We start from the raw sequence: 21,093 nt of genomic DNA, 5'->3' as shown, positions 1-21,093 counted from the left end.
GCAAAAGTAAGTGTTGTGTTTTAAAATAAAGATCATTTCTATTAATATCATTTAATTGGAGGTTTTTATGCAACAATATGAACAAGCAACATTTGCCGGTGGTTGTTTTTGGTGTATGGTAAAACCTTTCGACAAATATGAAGGTGTGATTAGTGTGATTTCTGGGTATACGGGAGGCCACACAGTAAATCCAACTTATCAACAAGTTTGCCACGGCAATACTGGCCATACTGAAGCTGTACAGATAACGTTTGACCCAACTATGATCAGCTATAAAAAATTACTGGAAATTTTTTGGCAACAAATTGATCCAACTGATTCACAAGGACAATTTGCTGATCGGGGAGATTCTTATCGATCGGTGATTTTTTATCATAATAAATTTCAACAGCAGCAAGCAATCGCATCTAAACAAACATTAGAAGAAAGTAAACGATTTAATCATCCCATTAATGTTGCTATAGAGCCAGCAACAACATTTTATCCGGCAGAAGATTATCATCAAGATTACTATAAAAAACAACCAGAACATTATAACCGTTATTATCGCTTATCTGGACGAGCCAATTTTATTGCTAACAATTGGCAAGATAAGCCTGCAACAAAAAGTGAGTAAGCAATGCAAAGTTATCCACAGTATAGCAATAAACAAAAATGGATCCATTGGTCATCTGCCTTGTTAATCGTGATTGTTACTTTATTGCTTTTAGCTAAAGTGACAATGTCGAATATTTTAGGTGGTATGCCAATTGTTTATTTATTGCATAAATCTTTGGGCGTTGTTGTTTTGCTATTAATGATATGGCGAATAATAGTAATTCGAGACCAAGGTGTACCTGATGTTTTACCTAAAGAACAAAAACTACAACGGATATTGTCTAAATCTACTCAAGGATTCATCTATATTTTACTGCTTATTGTACCGCTATCTGGTTATTTTATGAGTGGCCGAGATTTAAATGTCTTTGGTCTAATATCTGTTCCGGCCATAGCTATGCCAAATTCAATACATCAAATGTTTCATTCAATGCATCTAATCAGTGTTTACACTTTAGCAATATTGGTTATTATTCATATATTAGGTGCGTTGTATCATTATTTTTGGCTTAAAGATAAAGTACTGGAATCAATGTTAAGCAGTAACGATTAACATAAATTTAAAATTGCTAATATTATAGCATCTATAACGTAATGTGAGGCAGATAAATCATGAATAAATCAATGAAAGATAAGGCTATAGCAGCATTAACACCTATGCAATATCATGTTACTCAACAAAATGGCACTGAGCCCCCATTTGACAACCAATACAATGCCAACCATCGGGAAGGTATCTATGTCGATATCGTCTCAGGAGAACCACTATTTACGTCATTAGATAAGTTTGATTCTGGCTGTGGTTGGCCCAGTTTTTCTAAACCGATTAATCAGCAACAAATTATAGAAAAAGAAGATAACAGTCACGGCATGAACCGGATAGAAGTGCGTTCATCAAAGGCTGACTCCCATCTTGGTCATGTATTCACTGATGGTCCTGCAGCGTTAGGTGGATTACGTTATTGTATTAATTCTGCTGCGTTGAAATTTATCCCGAAAGAAGAACTTGAAACCCAAGGTTATGGTGAATATTTAAGGCTATTTAAATAAATTAATTTAATGGATCTTTTATCAAATTAATAGATGCTGAAAAATAAAATACCTGAATGAATTTCTACTTAAAATAAACAAATATATAAGTAAATTTGCTTATATTTGCTGTGAACATTTTGCTTGTTTGATATGAAAGATAATATTGGCATATATCAGAGCATTGTATATGCCAATACCATTTTTAATGAGTAATGATAATTCTCATAAATATGCTAATTTTTGCGCTTAAATAAAATATAACTAATTAATAAAAACACTAAGCTGGTTAGCATTGAACCTACAATAGGATAAATTCCCATTACAATACTGACTTGAGCAAAAAGATTATCGGCAATATAGAAAATAAATCCAAAACTAATACCAATAATCACTCTAACCCCCATCGAAACACTACGTAACGGGCCAAAAATGAAAGATAAAGCCAATAGTAACATTACCGCTACTGACACAGGTTTAATCAGTTTTTTCCAAAATAGTAGGTCATAATATTTGGTATCTTGCCCTGAATCCTTCAAATATTGCGAATATTGATATAAACCAGATGCGGATAGAGATTCTGGATCAAAGGCGACAATACTTAATTTATCGGGAGTAATATTGGTTTTCCATTGCATTGTCAACATATTGATGCCAGTTACTTGGTCGGAATTGCTTAAATCGTTTTTTTCAATTTCTGACAGAGTCCAAACTCCATTTTCAAATACACCATTATTAGCATGGGTGATCGAAAGAAGTTTATTTTTATCTACGCTATAAATATCAATATTCGATATTGAGCTGTCATTGTTAACATGGCCAATAAAGACATAGTCATTACCATCTTTAGCCCACAAACTCCCTTGCTGCGCTAATAAGGAATCACCATAAAGTTTTTCTGAACGCATATTGCGAGCGGTTTGCTCACTAATTGGCGCAACCCATTCGCCAATAGCCATAGTTAAAATTACTAAAGGTAAGGCTGTTTTCATTACAGCTAAAGCAATTTTAAATCGGCTAAATCCAGATGTTTCCATGACAATGAGTTCACTACGTGAGGCTAATATACCTAAACCGATTAAGCCGCCCAGAAGTGCCGCCATAGGGAAGAATATTTCTAAATCTTTTGGTACCATGAGTAATGAATAAAAACCAACAGAAACCGCATCATAATCCACTTTTATTCTTCTAAGTTGATCAATAAATCGAATAATTCCTGATAGACTAATTAATAAAAATAAACAAATCCCAATGGTATTTAAAATAGTTTTACCTATATAACGATCTAAAATCGAAAACATCGTTCACCCCTTATAATGCACTATATTTTAAACGAAGTTTACGCATAAATAAGTTATCCCAACAATTTAGAATTAAAGCTAAAATAAAATAACCTATATTAATGAGATAAAACCATAAAGCAGGATCTAATCGGCCTTTGCCAGCATTAGCTTTAACTGAGCTGGAAATTAAAAAATACACTAGATAAAGTAATAATGCTGGTAGAATTTGCGCTAATCTACCTTGCCGTGGGTTTGAAACACTTAATGGTATGACTAAAAAAGCCATCAAAGGAACTGAAATAATTAGCGTTAAGCGCCAACACAATTCAGCTTGGGCTTTAGCGGTAGGATTCTGCTGTAGTTCAAGTAACCCTAATTGTTGCACATCAGCTTTATCATCATCAACATTTGTATCTAACTCTTTAGGTTTTATGATTCCCAAATAGTTATGAAAATTCGATATACGAAAATCTTTTAGCTGGGCAGTGCCTTCATAACGATTCGCATCTTCAAGGGTGATGATTTGATTACCATCGGCGTCTTCTTCAGTTTTTCCTTTGTTGGCAATAATGATAGACGGGCGCTGATTATTTCTAGGATTGATCTGGGCAATAAATACGTTGTCTAACTTATTGTTATCGACATTGCCAATATAAATGACTGAATTGCCATCCGGTGTTTGTTGAAATTGTCCTGCAAGTAGGCCGGCTAAACTTGGATTAATTTTTGCGTTCTCAACTAATTGATCTTGTTTTACGCTTGACCAAGGGCCAAACCAAAGACTATTCAGTGCAGTTAACGTACATGTCATTACACAAAGTAAAAATACGACTTGATAGTTAAGTCTTTTTTTTACACCACAAGCATGCATCGCGACCATCTCGCTATCAGAATAAAGCCGGCCAAAGGTAACAAGCACACCTAAAAAAAGACTTAATGGCAAGATAAGATCAGCCATATTTGATACACCTAACACTAATAATGGCATAATCAAATCTCGAGGAATGCTACCATCTATTGCGCTGGATAAAATTTTTATTAATTTTTGAGAAAAGAAAATCAGCAATAATATAAACAATATTGCTCCTTGAGTTTTCATTGTCTCTTTAATTAAATATCGGCGAATTATCACGTTTTTACCTATCTATCCGTCTTATCAAATCCCACTATTATAATCCGATTTGCACTATTTCGTTATCTTTTTGTTGCTATCGTTTAATGAACCGATAAAATGTTACTATTCACATTCAATATCTTACAAGAGAACCCTATGCAATACGCAATCAAAAATAGCCTTGTTATAACTAAACAAAAAGAAGAATGTTTAGTTATTACTGTTCAATCAGGCAAAACACAATCTAATTTAATCAAAGAGATAGATAACGTAAATAATGGTTTGATTAGCCAATTGATAAAATCAGGTGATATTAGTGGTGAGTTAGGTAAAACTACATTTTTATATTCATCGGCAAATTCTACCAAACAAAAAATATTAGTTGTAGGATGTGGTGAAGCGAAAAGTTTTGATTTAAATGCCGCTAAAAAAGTAATTCAAGCTACAATTAAAGAGCTTGCTAACAAAAAAGTTAACCACATATGTTGGGATCTTTTGACCTTAAATTCAGCAATAAGTGGTGAAATAGCTAAGCAATTACCACAAATTGTTAGTGAATTAACCTATTGTTTTGATGAGTTCAAATCAACAAAATCAGAACAACCGAGTCTACAAAAATTGACACTACTTTATGGCGACAAAAAGACAGTCAACCAAGTTGAAGACCAATTATCGCAAGGGCAAATTATTGCCAAAGCTATTAGTAGCACAAAAAATATAGCTAACATGCCATCGAATGTCTGTAATGCTAAATACTTAGCTGAACAGGGTAAAAGTTTAGGTCAACAACATACTAATTTAAAAGTCACCTGTTTTGGCGAAAAAGAATTAGCAAAACTCAACATGAATGCTTATTTAGCTGTAGGGCGAGGATCTGCTAATGAATCAATTATGACGGTGATTGAATACCATGGCGCTAAGGATAAAAAGGCCCAGCCTTATGTCTTAGTTGGTAAAGGATTAACCTTCGATTCAGGCGGTATATCTATTAAACCTTCTGCTGGTATGGACGAAATGAAGTATGATATGTGTGGTGCAGCAACCGTATTTGGCGTAATGCAAGCAGTAGCCGAGCTCAAATTACCAATCAATGTCGTCGGTGTAATGGCTGGCTGTGAAAATATGCCTGATGGTAATGCTTATCGCCCAGGTGATATTTTAACGACCATGTCAGGTATTACTGTTGAAGTAATTAACACTGATGCTGAAGGCCGTTTAGTATTATGTGATACCTTAACATATGTTGAACGCTTTAAACCAAAAACTGTCATTGATATTGCGACATTAACCGGCGCTTGTATTGTGGCTCTTGGTCATCATTACACAGGGGTAATGGGTAACAATTCACAATTGGTGGAACAACTTGTTAACTCATCAAATAAAGCCGGTGATAAAGCATGGTCTTTACCAATAGATAGTGATTTCCAAGAACAAATCAAATCGACTTGCGCTGATATTGTTAATGCTGGTGGTCGAGATGGCGGTACAATTACTGCTGCTTGTTTCTTATCACGCTTTACTGAAAAATATCAATGGGCACATCTTGATATAGCTGGTACAGCTTGGAAATCAGGTGCCAACAAAGGTGCAACTGGTAGACCAGTTGCTATGTTAATTCAATATTTACTTGATCAAAAATAAGTAGATAAACATCATGAAAAAAGTGATTTTCTATTTACTAGAAAACCTAACCCCAGCTAATGATGCTGGGGTATTATTTCAAGAAAAATTAGCCTGTGAAAAAATTGTTGAAGCATGGCACAGCAAACAGAGAGTATTGGTTGCTTGCCAAGATCAAGCGCAAGCTGAGCGAATTGATGAATATTTATGGCAACTTGATACTGATGATTTTGTTCCACATAACTTAGCTGGTGAAGGTTTAAAAGGCGGATCACCAGTTGAAATCTGCTGGCCACAAAAGCGCAGTAGTGGTACACGACATTTATTAATAAACCTACAACAACAATTTCCAGAATTTGCCGGTGTCTATCGTGATATTATCGATTTCGTTCCTTTCGACGACCAACAAAAATCATTAGCTAGAGAAAGATATAAAGCTTATAAAGATGCAGGTTTTAATCTAAAAACAATCTCGATTTTATGTTCATAAATTAATAAATTTTGAGGAGTGAACTATTTTAACAGAAAAAAGTTGAGTAATTTTTTTTCGTTACCGGAAATTCCTTAAAAACTTCTCCACAATTCAAGCTTCAGAAGATATTTCTAGTTTTAGCAACCCAATAAAATTATCCATAGGTATGGTAAACTTTGCCAGTATCAAAAATTTCGTTCCTTTACCTGACGCAGATAATGCTAATTATCTAAAATTAGATATGGCGGAGTTATTAATACATCTTATAGTTATTTTTGTGATTATGATGGTTACGATACTACTGGACAAATCACGCTTCTGCAACAGGTAATCTCATCTTAAAGTGGGAATCGCAGTATCCTGAGCAATCTATCTTTTATATCATTACGTCAATAGTTCAACAAAATTTTAATCCATTAATGAATAACTGTAATGACCCGAATAAATTAACCATAATTACAAATGTCACCACAATAAAAACGCCTTATGGTGACCCTAAACAAGACACTATTCTCTCTAGTAGTCATTCTTATTACATAAAACCTAATAAATCATTAATATTGACCTGATATGTCAAACCTAGTTTGGTTTATCATAATCAAATTCTTCTATCAGGAAGTTTTGACGTATCTTGTAGATTACGGGAAGCAGATTATTCATCAGATGATGGAACATCAATATTCATAGCAGGTAGAAAATATAAAATTATAAGTACTTTCAATAGCGGTGATTATGATGAGGTAAACCAAGTGATGAAGAATAACTTTCCAATCACCGAATCACATTCTATTTTTATTTAATATTTAATGGCGTCGATTTACAAAGTTTTTTAAATGCCAATGACTCAACAGTAAATGCAGAAGAACGGGAAAATGTGAATATTACATTGGTTACTTTGGAATAATCGAACCTACTTTAAAAGTAAAGTCAAATGGTTCATGCTACAATTCAGACAATGAATTATTTAAATCAGCAACTTTTAAAGTATGTCTTGATAGAGTCAAAAATTCATCATCTACTTCGGTGATAAAATAAGATTGTTTAGAAATAAACGCTCTTTTAATTGTACATATTGCTATTGTTACTCTCGCCAAAATCGATTTTATGCGTCTAACAATTTATTGTTATATCATTTTACTGTAGAATAAAGGTCATTTTTATGCCTTGAATTAGGATTGATGCCTTTATTATGAAAAATACGACTTATAATCCACAAGAAATCGAACAACCTATCTATCAACATTGGGAAGAAAGTGGTTACTTTAAACCTAATGGTGACAAATCTCAGCCTAGTTATTGTATTGCTATTCCACCACCAAATGTAACTGGTAGTTTGCATATGGGACATGCTTTCCAACAAACTATTATGGATGCGCTAATTCGTTATCATCGTATGCAAGGCAATAACACGCTTTGGCAATCAGGTAGTGATCATGCCGGTATTGCAACGCAAATGGTGGTAGAACGTAAAATTGCTGCTGAAGAAAACAAAACTCGCCATGATTATGGTCGTGAAGCGTTTATCGAAAAAATTTGGCAATGGAAAGCAGAATTAGGTGGTAGCATCACTAAACAGATGCGACGTTTAGGTGATTCGGTTGATTGGGATCGCGAACGTTTTACTATGGATGAAGGGCTTTCAAATGCGGTTAAAGAAGTTTTTGTGAGACTTTACCAAGAAGATCTGATTTATCGTGGTAAACGCTTAGTTAACTGGGATCCAAAATTACGTACCGCAATTTCTGATCTTGAAGTTGAAAATCGTGAAGTAAAAGGTTCAATGTGGCATTTACGCTATCCATTAGCAGATGGTGTTAAAACTGCAGAAGGCAAAGATTATCTAGTTGTCGCTACAACTCGCCCTGAAACACTATTTGGTGATACAGGTGTTGCCGTTAATCCAGAAGATCCTCGTTATAAAGATCTGATCGGTAAATTTGTCATATTACCATTTGTTAATCGTCGAATTCCGATTGTTGGTGATGAACATGCGGATATGACAAAAGGTACTGGCTGCGTAAAAATTACTCCTGCGCATGACTTTAATGACTATGAGGTAGGGCGTCGTCATCAATTACCAATGATCAACATCTTAACTTTTGATGGCGATATTCGTGCTCAAGCTGAAGTGTTTGATACTAATGGTGAGCCAAGTACTGCACACGCAACCGATATTCCGGCACAATTCCAAAATTTAGAACGCTTTGCGGCACGTAAATTAGTTGTTGCGCAGTGTGAAGCTCAAGGTATTTTAGAAAAAATTGAACCGCATGACTTAACTATCCCGTATGGCGATCGTGGTGGTGTGGTAATCGAACCTATGTTAACCGATCAATGGTATGTAAGAGCTAAAGTATTAGCGGAACCAGCTATTGCTGCGGTAAAAAATGGTGATATCCAATTTGTACCTAAACAGTATGAAAATATGTATTTTTCATGGATGAATGATATTCAAGATTGGTGTATTTCGCGACAATTATGGTGGGGACACCGAATTCCAGCTTGGTATGATAATCAAGGCAACGTCTATGTTGGTCGTGATGAGGCTGAAGTTCGCCGTGAAAATAATCTTGCAGCAGATATCGAATTGTCTCAAGATGACGATGTTCTTGATACATGGTTCTCATCAGCACTATGGACATTTTCAACTTTAGGTTGGCCAGAAAACACTGATGATTTAGCTACTTTCCATCCAACTAATGTGCTAGTGACAGGTTTTGATATTATCTTCTTCTGGGTTGCTCGAATGATTATGATGACCATGCATTTCATTAAAGATGAACATGGTAAACCACAAGTACCGTTTAAAACGGTATATGTGACAGGTCTAATTCGCGATGAAGAAGGGCAAAAAATGTCGAAATCTAAAGGTAATGTTATCGATCCTTTAGATATGATTGATGGTATTTCACTTGCCGATTTATTAGAAAAACGTACTGGTAATATGATGCAGCCACAATTAGCGGAAAAGATTGCCAAACGTACAGAAAAACAGTTCCCGAATGGTATTGAAGCCCATGGTACTGACGCCTTACGATTTACCTTAGCCGCACTTGCATCAACTGGTCGTGATATCAATTGGGATTTAAAACGTTTAGAAGGTTATCGTAACTTCTGTAATAAACTATGGAATGCTAGCCGTTATGTATTGATGAATACCCAAGATCACGATTGTGGTTTTAAAGGTGGAGAGTTAGATTATTCATTGGCAGATAAATGGATCTTGGCAGAGTTTAACCAAACGGTGAAAACCTACCGTGAAGCATTCGATACTTATCGTTTTGATTTAGCGGCGAATACTTTATATGAATTTACTTGGAATCAGTTCTGTGACTGGTATTTAGAGTTAACTAAATCAGTATTGGCAAATGGTGAACAGAATCAGCAACGTGCTGCTCGTCACACCTTAGTCACGGTACTTGAAGCCTTATTACGTTTGGCTCATCCAATCATTCCATTTATTACTGAAGCTATTTGGCAAAGTGTCAAACCATTAATGGCAATCAAAGCTGATACCATTATGTTACAACCAATGCCAGCATTTGATAGCCAATTAGTTGATGATGAAGCAGTTGCCGATATCAATTGGATTAAAGATGCTGTCATTGCGGTTCGTAATATCCGTGCTGAAATGAATATAGCACCAAGCAAACCATTACAGCTATTGATTAGAAAAGCATCACCAGTGGTACATCGCATAATTAGTGACAATGTCACCTTTATCGAATCATTAGCAAGATTATCAGAAATAGTCTTGTTAGATGAGGGTGAAGCAGGACCATTATCAGTCACTAAATTGGTTGATGGCGCTGAACTCCTCATTCCAATGGCTGGACTTATTAATAAAGAAGATGAGCTAGCTCGTCTTGAAAAAGAAATCGCTCGTATTAATGGTGAAATTGCGCGTATTGATAATAAATTATCTAATGCTAGCTTTGTAGATAAAGCTCCAGCAGCGGTCGTTGCGAAAGAGAAAGAAAAACAACAAGGCTATATTGATGATAAAGCAAAATTGCAAGAGCAGCATACAGCCATAAAAAGTCTTTAACAACTTGAATAAAAAACCTCTCATATGAGAGGTTTTTTAGATCATCAGAATTTATAACCGACACCAAGCATGAATACCCATGGATCAAGATCATATTTTGCTGTGACTTTAGTGTTGCCTAAATGTGTTTTAGCTTTAGTTTCGATATCGATATAACGAACCTGTGCATTAATCAACCAATTGTCATCAAACGAATAATCAGCCCCTACTTGAGCAGCTAAACCCCAAGAGCTTTCTAAGTCTAAGCCATGAAAACCTGCTTTTTTAGCTTCACCACTAAGTTTTTCATCAAAAAAGAAGGTATAGTTAACACCAACTCCAACATAAGGTTGAAACTCATTACTACCTTCAAGCGGATACCATAGTGCACTTAATGTTGGTGGTAAATGCTTAATCTTGCCTAAATGTGCACCAGCTAATCCAGTTGAATTACCTCCGCCAAGTTTTACTTGATGACTAAAAGGTGTAGCACCTAATAATTCAACCGCAAAATTATCAGTGATCATATATTGAAAATTAAGTCCAAGTTGGGTGTCATTATCAGCTTTGGCTTTAAGATCGCTTTTCGCACCACCAACTTTGACATGTTCACTTTTATCTTGAGGATGAACATATACAGGACCGCCTCGGATAATAATTTGATTAGCACTGTGTGCATAAACGGCTGAACTGGCTAGTCCAAATATAACTAGCGTAGCTAATGACGATACTCTCATTTTTATCTCCTTATTATACTTATATATACTGATCGTAAGTTATACCTTTAATTAACATACCATTTTTAATAAAAAGTGTTAATGGATTAAGACAATAATTACCTCAAGGTATTAATGGATATCTTAACACCATACTATTAGCAATGATATGGTATTAGAAGAAATTTTGAATGAAATAATTGCCGATTGTTTGCGTTATTAATAGATAAATTGATTAATTTAACTCAAATTCGCGTTTGATGACGCCAAAGCCACTTGCCACTAATAAGTCGATGATAAAAGAAAATACTTCTAATAATCCAATCTAGGAACATACCGAACCAAACCCCAATCACCCCAAAGCCAAAATAAACTCCGAAAACATAGCCAACTACAATCCGACACATCCACATACTCCCGATGGCGACCCACATGGTATAACTGGCATCTTTAGCACCTTTAAAACCATATGGCAAAACAAAAGAGGAAGCCCAGAAAGGGGTAAACAACGCATTAAGCCATAACAAATGTTTGGAAATCTCGATAACTTCCTGATCATCGGTATACATTGAACTTAAGAGCCCGGCAAATGGAATCGATAAAAATGCTAAAAAGCAGAGTAACAAGCTGGTTAAATGAAAGATAAACCTAAGTTGTCTAGTAGGTTGATAGATTTGCCCCATACCAATACGTTTACCAACAATAATAGTAGAGGTTGCACCGAGTGTACCGCCTGGCAAATTGAGTAATCCAGCAATAGAGAATGCGATAAAATTAGCTGCAATCGTTGATGTCCCCATACCAGCAACAAAAGTTTGCGTTAACAATTTTCCAATGTTAAACATTACCGATTCAACACTGGCCGGAATTCCGATCCCTAAAATATCTATTAAAATCTTGCCATTAAATGCATGAAAGTAACTACGAAAAGGAATAAATAACGCTCGACTTGGCTTGATGGTTAACACCAATAAAATAAAAAACATCCCACAATAGCGAGACATCGTTAAGCCAATACCCGCCCCAATAAATCCAAGACCATGCCAACCAAAAGCGCCATAAATTAGGACATAGCTAATCGACAGATTTAAAATATTCATAATGATATTCAAATACATTGGTAACTTAGTATTACCGGCGCCACGCAGAGCGCCACAGCCAACTAAGATAAATGCAAGGGCAGGGTAACCTAAAACGGTTAATCTTAGAAAGGTGAGCGTTAATTCCTTAACTTCAGGATCAGCCTTACCGGCAATAATTTCGACAATCCAATAACCTGAGAACTCGACAAACAAAAACAGTAAAATCGAAATTATTACTAACAACGTAATGGATTGCCTTGCTGCGACCACGGCTTTTTTACGATTGTGTCGACCCAAGCTAAACGCTACCACCACAGAAGTACCTAGTGCAACTGCCATAAAGAAGGACATGATAATCATATTAAAGCTTTCTGCAAGTCCGACGGCAGCCATCTCGGCCTTACCAATCCAACTCACTAAAAACGTACTAAAAATCCCCATCAAAATGACCGACAAATTCTCAATCAAAATTGGCATAGCTAAAGGGTAAATTTCGCGCCAGAACAGCACATTATTTGAACGTCTTTTTTTATAAAGTTGAAGATTCTTTAATCGACTAACAAGTTGAAAATCCAATTTCAGGCCTAAAATTTTATTTAGAAAATTGAGGATATTATAACGCTTTTATTTGCTAAAAATGAAATTAAGTTTTATAAAAAATCAAAATTAATAATTATCATTATCAATAGAGCGTAGCTCTATTTCAAGGCTTATAAATTATAAATAAATTGAGGAATGGAGTTTTATTGTCAAAATTAAATAAAATACCATTGCTAAAAATTTTTGAGGAAAGGTATGAAGAAATTATTGGTTGGTGACTTTTTAACCTTAGTTTTAATTGGATGTTCTACTAGACCACCAGCTGAACATGAAATAAAACAAGTACCAGAAGCAAGAATATTCAATCATCAAGCTAAACTAGATAATAATGCGACATTAGTGTTTATCAGAGATAAAGGATTGACTGGTAGCGGATGTTACATAAATTTATTTTTAAATGGGCAAGAAGTTGCTAAGTTTGAAACTAAAGAAAGAGCAACTTTTTATCTGCCTGCTGGTGAAGTTATTATTGGTGCATCTATACAAGGTCACGGATTGTGTAGTTTTAATGTTCCCCGTCGTGAACGTGATTTTAATTTAAATAACAATGAGAAAAAATCTTTAGATTATTTATAGACCAAAATGGAAACACTGACATAATTCCAACAACTTTATATCAATGATTCAAAAGTTTAAAAAGAACCTGTATTACAGGTTCTTTTATTTCTTAAATTATTATAAGTAAATCAAAATTTAAATAATCAAATGAGATAAAAGTATATTACTTTATTACAAATCAATATGATGAGTCTTGTTTAATGACATTAGCAAAGTGCGGGCAATTGAGTGAGATTAGCATGACAAAGCAGTTGTTTGTCAGGAAAAAATACAGCCAGTGCGTTAAAAGCGAACGATGACGGAAGACAGTTACGCAAACCCTCTTTACTCGGATGTAATCGCCGTATAGAAATAGCCATCAAATAACAAAACGTCCGAAATAGATCGAATAAAAAATTTGAGGAACGGGGTTTTTGAAATCTAAAACATCCTATTACTAACCCTTTTTTTTGACTTAAAATAAAATATTTTAAAATCAACATATTAAAGAATAGCTCAAAAAAAGGGTTTTTATTGGTAAAATTAGACTTTGCCTTTTTGCCAACAACATTTATAGTATATCGGGTTCAAGTTCACTGCCGTGTAGGTAGTTTAGAAACAGTTAGTAATGCAAAAAAACATACATCATGCGTTCACTGCCGTGTAGGTAGTTTAGAAACAACTACTTTTTTCGGGTAGTTCTAGCATGTTGTTCACTGCCTTGTAGGTAGTTAAAAATTCAAACAAACCGCTTTAGGGCGGTTTTTTATTGCCACTAATTCTTAAATGACATACTATTACCAAAAAAGGAGATGGTATGAAAAGAATAATTTTTTTAAGTTTATTTGGCTTTGTTTTAACTGCTTGTAATACTGTGAAGTATAATTATGTAGCCGAAACAAAACAAATAAGTTATCCCGATTTGAATGTTGTTACAAAAACAGTTATCGGTGATGATATGGTTAGACAGGGTACAGTAGCAGCAAGGGATGTTGTTTATTTTCCTCAAACTACAGTTGTTAGTGGTATCGTCGATTTTACTATTCATGCTGGAGAATACCCTAAAGTAGGTGAAGATCAAAAGTATCTGTTTTTTGGGTTAAATGAGTTAAATTCTGGAGTAACAGTGGGAAAATCAGCTTTTGCGGATATACCTGTAGGGATTAGAACTAATAAACAAAATAATGACCTATGTATTATTACTGTTAGCGGTAGTTCTTTATGTAAAGGTGATGCTTCATTTTCTTACCAAAAGAAAAATGTAACTTATCAAAACGCGTTCCAGCAGATACTAATCTATAATGGAAAAGTTGGGAATAAGATTAACATTGGGTATAAAGAATTCAATAATGATTTTGCTCGACCTGCTTTTTCAAATAATGTTGAATATGACTTATCAGAATCAAAAGTTATAAGATATAAAGGTGCAGAATTAGAAATAATAAAAGCAACTAATCAATTCATTGAATATAAAGTATATAGTAATTTCAATCTGAGATAAAAAGCCCTTTGGGATTTATATTTGTCTATGAATTATGTATTCCTTATATTTACAGGAATATTTATACCGAGTAGATATCTATTACATTCAAACAAACCGCCTTCTGGCGGTTTCTTTATGTCTTGAAAAAATATGGAAACATATTGTTGGGACGTTGACCTAATATGAGTGTAAAAGAGGAGCCAAGAGTTAAAAAATATAATCAAAAAAACTGCGTACTTAAATTAGAAACTATAGCCGGTAGACACTGTGTTATCAGTAAAGCTACTGATGAGCTATATCAATGTAAGTTTATTATAGTTTTTATTGCTCAAATTTTATAAATAACATACCATTGCCCAAAATAAGGAAATGTTATGAAAAAATATTATGTTATTTAATAGTTGTTTTAACTTTTATTTCGTTAAATTCGTTTGCTAACGATGAACAACTTGCAACTGACGAGTTAAAGGATATAAATTTTCAGAATGGCGTAACTGCTAGCTCTAATTGTCATAGTTATTATGTTTTAGGGGAATTATTATTCGATTTAAAAGCAAATGGATACCCCAAAAACACAATTCCAGAAATTCGTAATGTCGTTGGTAATAAATTTGTAGACTCTATACTAAATTATGCAACAGATAAACGTGATACGCTTAAAGAAATGCAATTTTTGGACAATGATTATGATAATTGCTTAGTAAAATAAAGAAAGCAGGTTAATTCCAAAAAACATATTGATGAATGAAATAAAGTGTTGCCTATAAGAAGATATCATTAGCAGACAACCCTTTTTTTACCGACACTTATAATTCATTTAAAATCAAATAATTATAAATGGGTGTAAAAAAAGGGTTTTTAGTTATAAATTGGTTATTATCCTTTTTCTGAACAAAGTTTATTGTGTATAATGTTCTTGTTCACTGCCGCATAGTAAGTCAAAAAAAAGAAAAATCCAGCCATCATTATTGACCATGCGTTCACTGCCGCATAGTAAGTCAAAAAATTGTCAGGAGCCTTAAAAGAAACAACGCCTGTGTTCACTGCCGCATAGTTAGTCAAAAAATTCTGTTGAAACAGTTTATTAAAAATGTCTAACTCATGATTTAGGCATTTGTCACTTTTTTACTGCTGCAAAATGATGAAATTAGCATTTAAAAATTTGAGGAAAAGGGTTTTTAATAACCGCAAATTTAGCGAAAAAATTAAATGTTAATCCCGAAAAACAAAATTGTAACTTAAACTTGAACGCTAAAGTAGAACACTATATTATACGCGCCTTAAAATTCATCAATCAGTCTGATACTTGAAAGAGTCCCAATGTTAATTAATGCCAAAGATATTCTCGAAAAATTAAATCCACATAATAAAGTAAACTACGATTCAGTTTTGAAAGAGGTGATTGCTGATTGGCAGTTAGCATCAGCACGACCAAAGTTACTAATTCATAGTTGCTGTGCACCATGTAGTACTTATGTACTGGAGTATTTGGCTCAGTATGCAGATATTACTATTTATTTTGCTAATTCGAATATTCATCCGCGAGTAGAATATGAGTATCGTAGTGTTGTGCAACAAAAATTTATTGCTGATTTTAATCAAAAAACCGGCAACAATGTTCAGTTTTTAGAAGCCCCGTATCAACCAGCAGAATTTATTAAGAAGGTTGAGCATCTACGTGATGCTCCAGAAGGCGGAGAACGTTGCCATCTTTGTTATAAGATGCGATTAGATTTAGCAGCGATTAAAGCTCAAGAGTTAGGTTTTGATTATTTCGCTAGTGCTTTAACGCTAAGTCCGAAAAAGAATAGCCAGAAAATTAATCAAATTGGTTTTGAGATTCAAGAGCTTTTTTCGGTAAATTATCTGCCTTCTGATTTCAAAAAGAATAATGGTTATAAACGATCTATTGAACTTTGTAAGGAGTACGATGTTTATCGTCAATGTTATTGCGGTTGTATTTTTGCTGCAAAAGCACAAGGGATCGATTTAAAGAATGTTATTGCTACGGCTAAGCAAGGACTGACAAAAGCTTAACCTTAAACATATTAGAGGGTTTTATGTTTAAAGCCTTCTAACTGTTTTCCTAGCCAAAAAATATCCAAAAATGTCATTTTTCAGACAAATAGATTAAAAATTAGAAAGATTTCGCTATAATAATTTCATAAAACAATAATAATTATATCTATATTTTTGTGATCCTTTTATAGGTAAAGTCTAAATTGCAAAATGTGAGTTTGTTATGCCAAAAATGTATAGACTTGGATTGGATGTTGGTTCTACTACAGCAAAATGTGTTGTGCTTGATGAGCAAGATAATTTTGTTTATACCAATTATGTTCGCCATAATACCCATATTGTTCCTACAGTTTTATCGCTATTAGATGAAATTAAACAGCAATTGGGTGAAGATATTGTATTATCGGTCAAGGTGACTGGTTCTGCTGGGATGGGGATTTCGGAAAAAGCCGATATCGCCTTTATTCAAGAGGTGGTTGCCGCATCGGAAGTGGTGCAGCGCAAATATCCTGAGGTTAGAACTTTAATCGATATTGGCGGTGAAGATAGTAAGATGATCTTCTTTTTTCCTGATCGTCCGCCTGATATTCGAATGAATGGTAGTTGTGCAGGAGGCACAGGGGCATTTATTGATCAGATGGCGACCTTGCTTAATACTCCGGTTCAAGAATTTGATCTTCTAGCAACTCAACATGATAAAGTCTATCCTATAGCATCACGTTGTGGTGTATTTGCTAAGACTGATGTGCAAAATTTAATTAGCCGTAATGTATCAAAAGCGAATATTGCCTATTCAGTTTTACATGCCGTCTGTATTCAATTGGTCAATACGTTAGCTCGTGGTTATGATATCGTACCGAAAGTAATGTTGATTGGTGGTCCGTTTTCGTTTATTCCTACGTTAGGTAAAGCTGCTTTAGAGACACTAAAGTTAAATGAAGATCAGATAGTTACCACCGAACATCCTACTTTGTTGTCCGCTTGGGGCGCAGCGATTCATGCTATTGAACGCAGTCAACTTACACTTACTGAATTTATTGATAGATTAAATGCCTCTACCAAGATTCAAGTTAATCAGTCTTTTAGGTTAAAACCACTCTTTAATCAAGCTTTGTCTTTTGATGATTGGCAACAAAAACGCAAATATATTCAAATTCCTCGTTTAGCTTTAACTGCTTATCAAAAGCAGAAAGCTTATTTGGGAATTGATAGTGGTTCAACTACTACTAAAATTACCTTAATTAGTGAGGATGACGAGCTACTTTTTGCTTATTATGCGCCTAATAATGGCCACTCAATCACCGCATTAATTAAAGGTTTAACGGTATTAAAAGATGAGATTGCTGCATCAGGTAAAGAGATTATTATTGCTCGCACTGGTGTTACTGGTTATGGTGAGGAACTGCTAAAAGCCGCTTTTGCAATTGATGATGGTCTAGTCGAAACAATGGCGCATTTTGCTGCTGCTAAACATATTGAGCCTAAGGTCAGTTTTATCATGGATATTGGTGGCCAAGATATGAAAGCCATCTTTATTGCTAATGGTGTAGTAAATCATATTGAGTTAAACGAAGCATGTTCTTCTGGCTGTGGTTCATTTATTGAAACTTTCGCAAAATCACTTAACTCAAATACGATTGATTTTGCTGACGCAGCGTGTAAGTCTAATAATCCTTGTGATTTGGGTACCCGTTGTACGGTTTTTATGAACTCAAAAGTGAAACAGGCACTGCGTGAAAACGCAACAATGGGCGATATTTCTGCCGGGCTGGCTTTTTCGGTGATTAAAAATGCCATTCATAAGGTACTGAAATTACATGATATGCGCAAATTAGGTGATCATATTGTGGTGCAAGGTGGGACGTTTAAAAATCCTGCGGTGTTTCGTGCCCTAGAGCAGTTAACTGGGGCTCAAATTGCGAGTTCGAATATTCCTGAACTCATGGGGGCTTATGGTGCAGCATTAGTGGCAAAAAATCATTATGCACAACAACAAACTCCTTCCCAATTTATTGGATTAGATAATCTACATAAAGCTGAAGATAATAAAGCGAAACCATCACGCTGTAAGGGGTGTGAAAATAAATGCGATATTATGATTTATCGTTTTGCTAATGGTCAGCGTTATTATTCTGGTAATAAATGTGAACGCTTTTTAAGTAATAATCAATATCAAGATAAAAATGCATTTAATATGTTTGATTATAAAAATGCGTTGTTATTTGATCGAACTAATATCCATAATGCTGAATCTAAGCTTAATGTCGGTATTCCTCGGGTTTTAGGACAATACGAAAACTTCCCATTCTGGCACACGTTGTTAACCAATAGTGGTATTAATGTAACGTTATCACCATACTCGACGCATGAGATTTATGAAAAGGGCGCCGGTACAGTAATGTCGGATAGTATCTGTTTTCCTGCCAAATTGGTTCATGGGCATATTATGGAGCTGATTGAGCAAAAGGTTGATCGTATTTTTATGCCGATGGTGGTGTTTGAATCTGATCAGTTTACTAATGCAGTTAATAGCTATAACTGTCCAATTGTGAGTAGCTATGCTGAGGTGGTGAATAGTGCTATCAATCCTAGCCAAAAATATGACGTGCCACTGGATTATCCAGTAATCAATTTTAGTAATCAAAAATTGTTGAAAAAGGGCTGTATTAATTATTTAACTTCGCTTGGTATTGCAGAAAAGATAGCTAATCAAGCATTTTCTGATGCATTAGCAGCTCAAGCTGAATATAAGAAATCGCTGTATAACAAAGCGGTTGAAGTATTAAATAATGCTAAACAAACGGGGCGTTATGTATTTATTTTGGCAGGTCGTCCTTATCATAGTGATAGTTTAATTAATCATAAAACGCCAGAGATTTTAAATGCGCTTGGTTGCGATGTAATAACCGAAGATTCAGTGTTAGGTGCGATCAGTCAATTATCGCCCGAACTACAAATTTGCTCACAATGGAGTTATCCAAATCGCTTATATGCAGCAGCTAGTTTTGTTGCTGAACAACCGAAAAATATTCAGTTTGTACAACTTAATTCGTTTGGTTGTGGTCCTGATGCGATTGTCACAGATGAGTGTAAGGCGATTTTAGAGTCAAAAGGTAAGACATGTACAATAATTCGAGTCGATGAGATCACGGCAACAGGTTCGGTGCGATTGCGTTTACGTTCGATTATTGAGTCAATCCGTATGAATCACCAACAACCGTTAAAAGTTGTTGAGCGTAAAAAGACGGCTATTTTTGCTAAACAAGATAAACAGAGAAGGACTATTTTAGCACCTTATATCTCTGATTTTTATTCACCATTATTACCGCCGATTTTTGAGTTGTCAGGTTATAAACTTGAAACCTTGCCAAAACCAGATAAAAGTTCGGTTGAGTGGGGACTTAAATACTGTAATAACGAAATATGTTATCCAGCGACCATTATTGTTGGTGATATTATTAAAGCGCTTAATTCGGGTAAATATCAACGTGATGAAGTGGCTATAGGCATTACTCAAACGGGTGGACAATGTCGAGCGAGTAGTTATCTTTCTTTGATTAAGAAAGCAATGATTAGTAATGGTTTTGAAGATATTCCTATCGTGTCGCTCAGTACTGGTAATATTAATGAAATTGAGCAACCAGGTTTTAGAATTAATTGGCTAAAAACTTTACCAACCACGTTTTTTGCGATGTTATTTACTGATTCGATTTCGAAGATGTTCTACTCGATTGCGCCTAGAGCCAAATTTAAGCAACAAGCTAACCAAGCGAAAGATCTTTATATTAGAAAATTACAACAACTTATCAATCAACATAAAGGCAAAAAGGCGATCTTTGCGCTGTTGAAAGAGGCGGTCGATCATTTTAATCAAATCGAGACATTGAATAAAGATTGCCCACAAATTGGTATTGTTGGTGAAATTTATGTTAAATATAACAGTTTTGGTAATCAACATAGTGTTGATTGGCTTGTCGATCAGGGTATTGAACCTGTTATTCCGCCAATGATTGAGTTTTTTGCGCAATGTTTTGTTAACTATGATAGTAATGTCGATAATTATATTGTTAACAAGAGTTTTGTCGCTTATTTTGTGCACTTTTTTGAAAAGGTGGCACAAAAGTATATTGATAAAACTAATCAGATTTTATCTGGCTTTAAACACTATCAACCATTTCATAATATTCGTGATATGGCGAAAAAAGCAGAAGAAATTTTGAATTTGGCCAATCAATATGGCGAGGGTTGGTTAATTCCTGCTGGTATTATGACCTTTGCTGAGCATGGCATCAATAATGTTATTAGTTTGCAACCGTTTGGCTGTATTGCTAATCATGTTGTTTCTAAAGGGGTTGAGAAGCGGATGCGCGATCTTAATCCAAAACTGAATCTGCTCTATTTGGATTTTGATGATGGTGCAGGTGAGGTCAATGTACTTAACCGTTTGCATTTTATGGTAAGTTCATTAAAGTATGCTCAACTACAACGAATTGTATAATTACCTATTAAGGGAC

At 34.7% G+C, this 21,093-nt stretch carries 15 protein-coding genes; 11 read left to right on the top strand and 4 right to left on the bottom strand.

The window, feature by feature from the left end; all coding sequences use genetic code 11:
- Window positions 1-67: 67 nt before the first annotated feature.
- The 3 genes from msrA to msrB are packed head-to-tail and all read left to right on the top strand — an operon-like array spanning window position 68 to window position 1,647.
- Window positions 68-616, top strand: a complete 549-nt coding sequence (gene msrA, locus B6C99_RS00515; RefSeq protein WP_086358029.1) for a peptide-methionine (S)-S-oxide reductase MsrA — start codon at window positions 68-70, stop codon at window positions 614-616.
- A 3-nt stretch (window positions 617-619) separates the two neighbouring features.
- Window positions 620-1,150: a cytochrome b gene (locus tag B6C99_RS00510; RefSeq protein ID WP_086358028.1), complete on the top strand. Its 531-nt coding sequence runs from the start codon at window positions 620-622 to the stop codon at window positions 1,148-1,150.
- A 59-nt stretch (window positions 1,151-1,209) separates the two neighbouring features.
- Window positions 1,210-1,647 (top strand): peptide-methionine (R)-S-oxide reductase MsrB, encoded by a 438-nt coding sequence (msrB, locus tag B6C99_RS00505; RefSeq protein ID WP_086358027.1) that lies wholly within the window; start codon window positions 1,210-1,212, stop codon window positions 1,645-1,647.
- 215 nt (window positions 1,648-1,862) lie between these two features.
- Here the strand turns inward: msrB and lptG are convergent, their stop codons facing one another.
- Together lptG and lptF are read right to left on the bottom strand one after the other, a co-directional pair.
- On the bottom strand, window positions 1,863-2,927 hold the full coding sequence (gene lptG / locus B6C99_RS00500; RefSeq protein ID WP_086358026.1) for an LPS export ABC transporter permease LptG: 1,065 nt from the start codon (window positions 2,925-2,927) through the stop codon (window positions 1,863-1,865).
- A gap of 10 nt (window positions 2,928-2,937) precedes the next feature.
- The gene (gene lptF / locus B6C99_RS00495; RefSeq protein ID WP_086358025.1) at window positions 2,938-4,041 is read right to left on the bottom strand and encodes an LPS export ABC transporter permease LptF; all 1,104 of its coding nucleotides are present in this window, start codon (window positions 4,039-4,041) and stop codon (window positions 2,938-2,940) included.
- A 138-nt stretch (window positions 4,042-4,179) separates the two neighbouring features.
- On the opposite strand from lptF, the gene B6C99_RS00490 reads away from it, so the two are divergent.
- From B6C99_RS00490 to B6C99_RS00480, 3 genes are all read left to right on the top strand, one after another.
- Window positions 4,180-5,664 carry a leucyl aminopeptidase gene (locus tag B6C99_RS00490; protein WP_086358139.1) on the top strand — a complete coding sequence of 495 codons (1,485 nt, stop codon included), beginning with the start codon at window positions 4,180-4,182 and terminating at the stop codon, window positions 5,662-5,664.
- Between the two features lie 13 nt (window positions 5,665-5,677).
- Window positions 5,678-6,133: a DNA polymerase III subunit chi gene (locus tag B6C99_RS00485; protein ID WP_086358024.1), complete on the top strand. Its 456-nt coding sequence runs from the start codon at window positions 5,678-5,680 to the stop codon at window positions 6,131-6,133.
- A gap of 1,171 nt (window positions 6,134-7,304) precedes the next feature.
- Window positions 7,305-10,163: a valine--tRNA ligase gene (locus B6C99_RS00480; RefSeq protein ID WP_086358023.1), complete on the top strand. Its 2,859-nt coding sequence runs from the start codon at window positions 7,305-7,307 to the stop codon at window positions 10,161-10,163.
- Window positions 10,164-10,207: 44 nt separating this feature from the next.
- Here B6C99_RS00480 and B6C99_RS00475 read toward each other — a convergent pair whose 3' ends face one another.
- Together B6C99_RS00475 and B6C99_RS00470 are read right to left on the bottom strand one after the other, a co-directional pair.
- Window positions 10,208-10,879: an OmpW family protein gene (locus B6C99_RS00475; RefSeq protein ID WP_086358022.1), complete on the bottom strand. Its 672-nt coding sequence runs from the start codon at window positions 10,877-10,879 to the stop codon at window positions 10,208-10,210.
- A gap of 224 nt (window positions 10,880-11,103) precedes the next feature.
- The gene (locus tag B6C99_RS00470; protein WP_086358021.1) at window positions 11,104-12,516 is read right to left on the bottom strand and encodes an EmmdR/YeeO family multidrug/toxin efflux MATE transporter; all 1,413 of its coding nucleotides are present in this window, start codon (window positions 12,514-12,516) and stop codon (window positions 11,104-11,106) included.
- A gap of 219 nt (window positions 12,517-12,735) precedes the next feature.
- Here B6C99_RS00470 and B6C99_RS00465 point away from each other — a divergent pair, with 219 nt between their 5' ends.
- The 5 genes from B6C99_RS00465 (at window position 12,736) to B6C99_RS00445 (ending at window position 21,077) form a co-directional block, all read left to right on the top strand.
- A complete protein-coding gene (locus B6C99_RS00465) occupies window positions 12,736-13,116 on the top strand; it encodes a hypothetical protein (RefSeq protein ID WP_086358020.1) in 381 nt (126 codons plus the stop codon).
- 778 nt (window positions 13,117-13,894) lie between these two features.
- Window positions 13,895-14,578, top strand: a complete 684-nt coding sequence (locus B6C99_RS13290; protein WP_216819324.1) for a hypothetical protein — start codon at window positions 13,895-13,897, stop codon at window positions 14,576-14,578.
- Between the two features lie 334 nt (window positions 14,579-14,912).
- Window positions 14,913-15,269 carry a hypothetical protein gene (locus B6C99_RS13150; protein WP_086358019.1) on the top strand — a complete coding sequence of 119 codons (357 nt, stop codon included), beginning with the start codon at window positions 14,913-14,915 and terminating at the stop codon, window positions 15,267-15,269.
- 611 nt (window positions 15,270-15,880) lie between these two features.
- A complete protein-coding gene (locus tag B6C99_RS00450; RefSeq protein WP_086358018.1) occupies window positions 15,881-16,597 on the top strand; it encodes an epoxyqueuosine reductase QueH in 717 nt (238 codons plus the stop codon).
- Between the two features lie 205 nt (window positions 16,598-16,802).
- The gene (locus B6C99_RS00445; RefSeq protein ID WP_086358017.1) at window positions 16,803-21,077 is read left to right on the top strand and encodes an acyl-CoA dehydratase activase-related protein; all 4,275 of its coding nucleotides are present in this window, start codon (window positions 16,803-16,805) and stop codon (window positions 21,075-21,077) included.
- Window positions 21,078-21,093 lie beyond the last annotated feature (16 nt).

It is taken from the genome of Gilliamella sp. N-G2, assembly GCF_002142215.1.
GTDB lineage: Bacteria > Pseudomonadota > Gammaproteobacteria > Enterobacterales > Orbaceae > Gilliamella.
Note: the sequence above shows the minus strand (reverse complement) of the source record. Positions and strands in the feature narration are given on the sequence as shown.

Bases quoted from the DNA above. Each gene is read 5' to 3' on its own strand.
- B6C99_RS00485 (WP_086358024.1), top strand. From the start codon at position 5,678: ATGAAAAAAGTGATTTTCTATTTACTAGAAAACCTAACCCCAGCTAAT.
- B6C99_RS13290 (WP_216819324.1), top strand. From the start codon at position 13,895: ATGAAAAGAATAATTTTTTTAAGTTTATTTGGCTTTGTTTTAACTGCT.
- B6C99_RS00445 (WP_086358017.1), top strand. From the start codon at position 16,803: ATGCCAAAAATGTATAGACTTGGATTGGATGTTGGTTCTACTACAGCA.
- B6C99_RS00450 (WP_086358018.1), top strand. From the start codon at position 15,881: ATGTTAATTAATGCCAAAGATATTCTCGAAAAATTAAATCCACATAAT.
- msrB (WP_086358027.1), top strand. From the start codon at position 1,210: ATGAATAAATCAATGAAAGATAAGGCTATAGCAGCATTAACACCTATG.
- B6C99_RS00480 (WP_086358023.1), top strand. From the start codon at position 7,305: ATGAAAAATACGACTTATAATCCACAAGAAATCGAACAACCTATCTAT.
- B6C99_RS00510 (WP_086358028.1), top strand. From the start codon at position 620: ATGCAAAGTTATCCACAGTATAGCAATAAACAAAAATGGATCCATTGG.
- msrA (WP_086358029.1), top strand. From the start codon at position 68: ATGCAACAATATGAACAAGCAACATTTGCCGGTGGTTGTTTTTGGTGT.
- B6C99_RS00490 (WP_086358139.1), top strand. From the start codon at position 4,180: ATGCAATACGCAATCAAAAATAGCCTTGTTATAACTAAACAAAAAGAA.
- B6C99_RS00465 (WP_086358020.1), top strand. From the start codon at position 12,736: ATGAAGAAATTATTGGTTGGTGACTTTTTAACCTTAGTTTTAATTGGA.
- B6C99_RS00475 (WP_086358022.1), bottom strand. From the start codon at position 10,879: ATGAGAGTATCGTCATTAGCTACGCTAGTTATATTTGGACTAGCCAGT.
- lptG (WP_086358026.1), bottom strand. From the start codon at position 2,927: ATGTTTTCGATTTTAGATCGTTATATAGGTAAAACTATTTTAAATACC.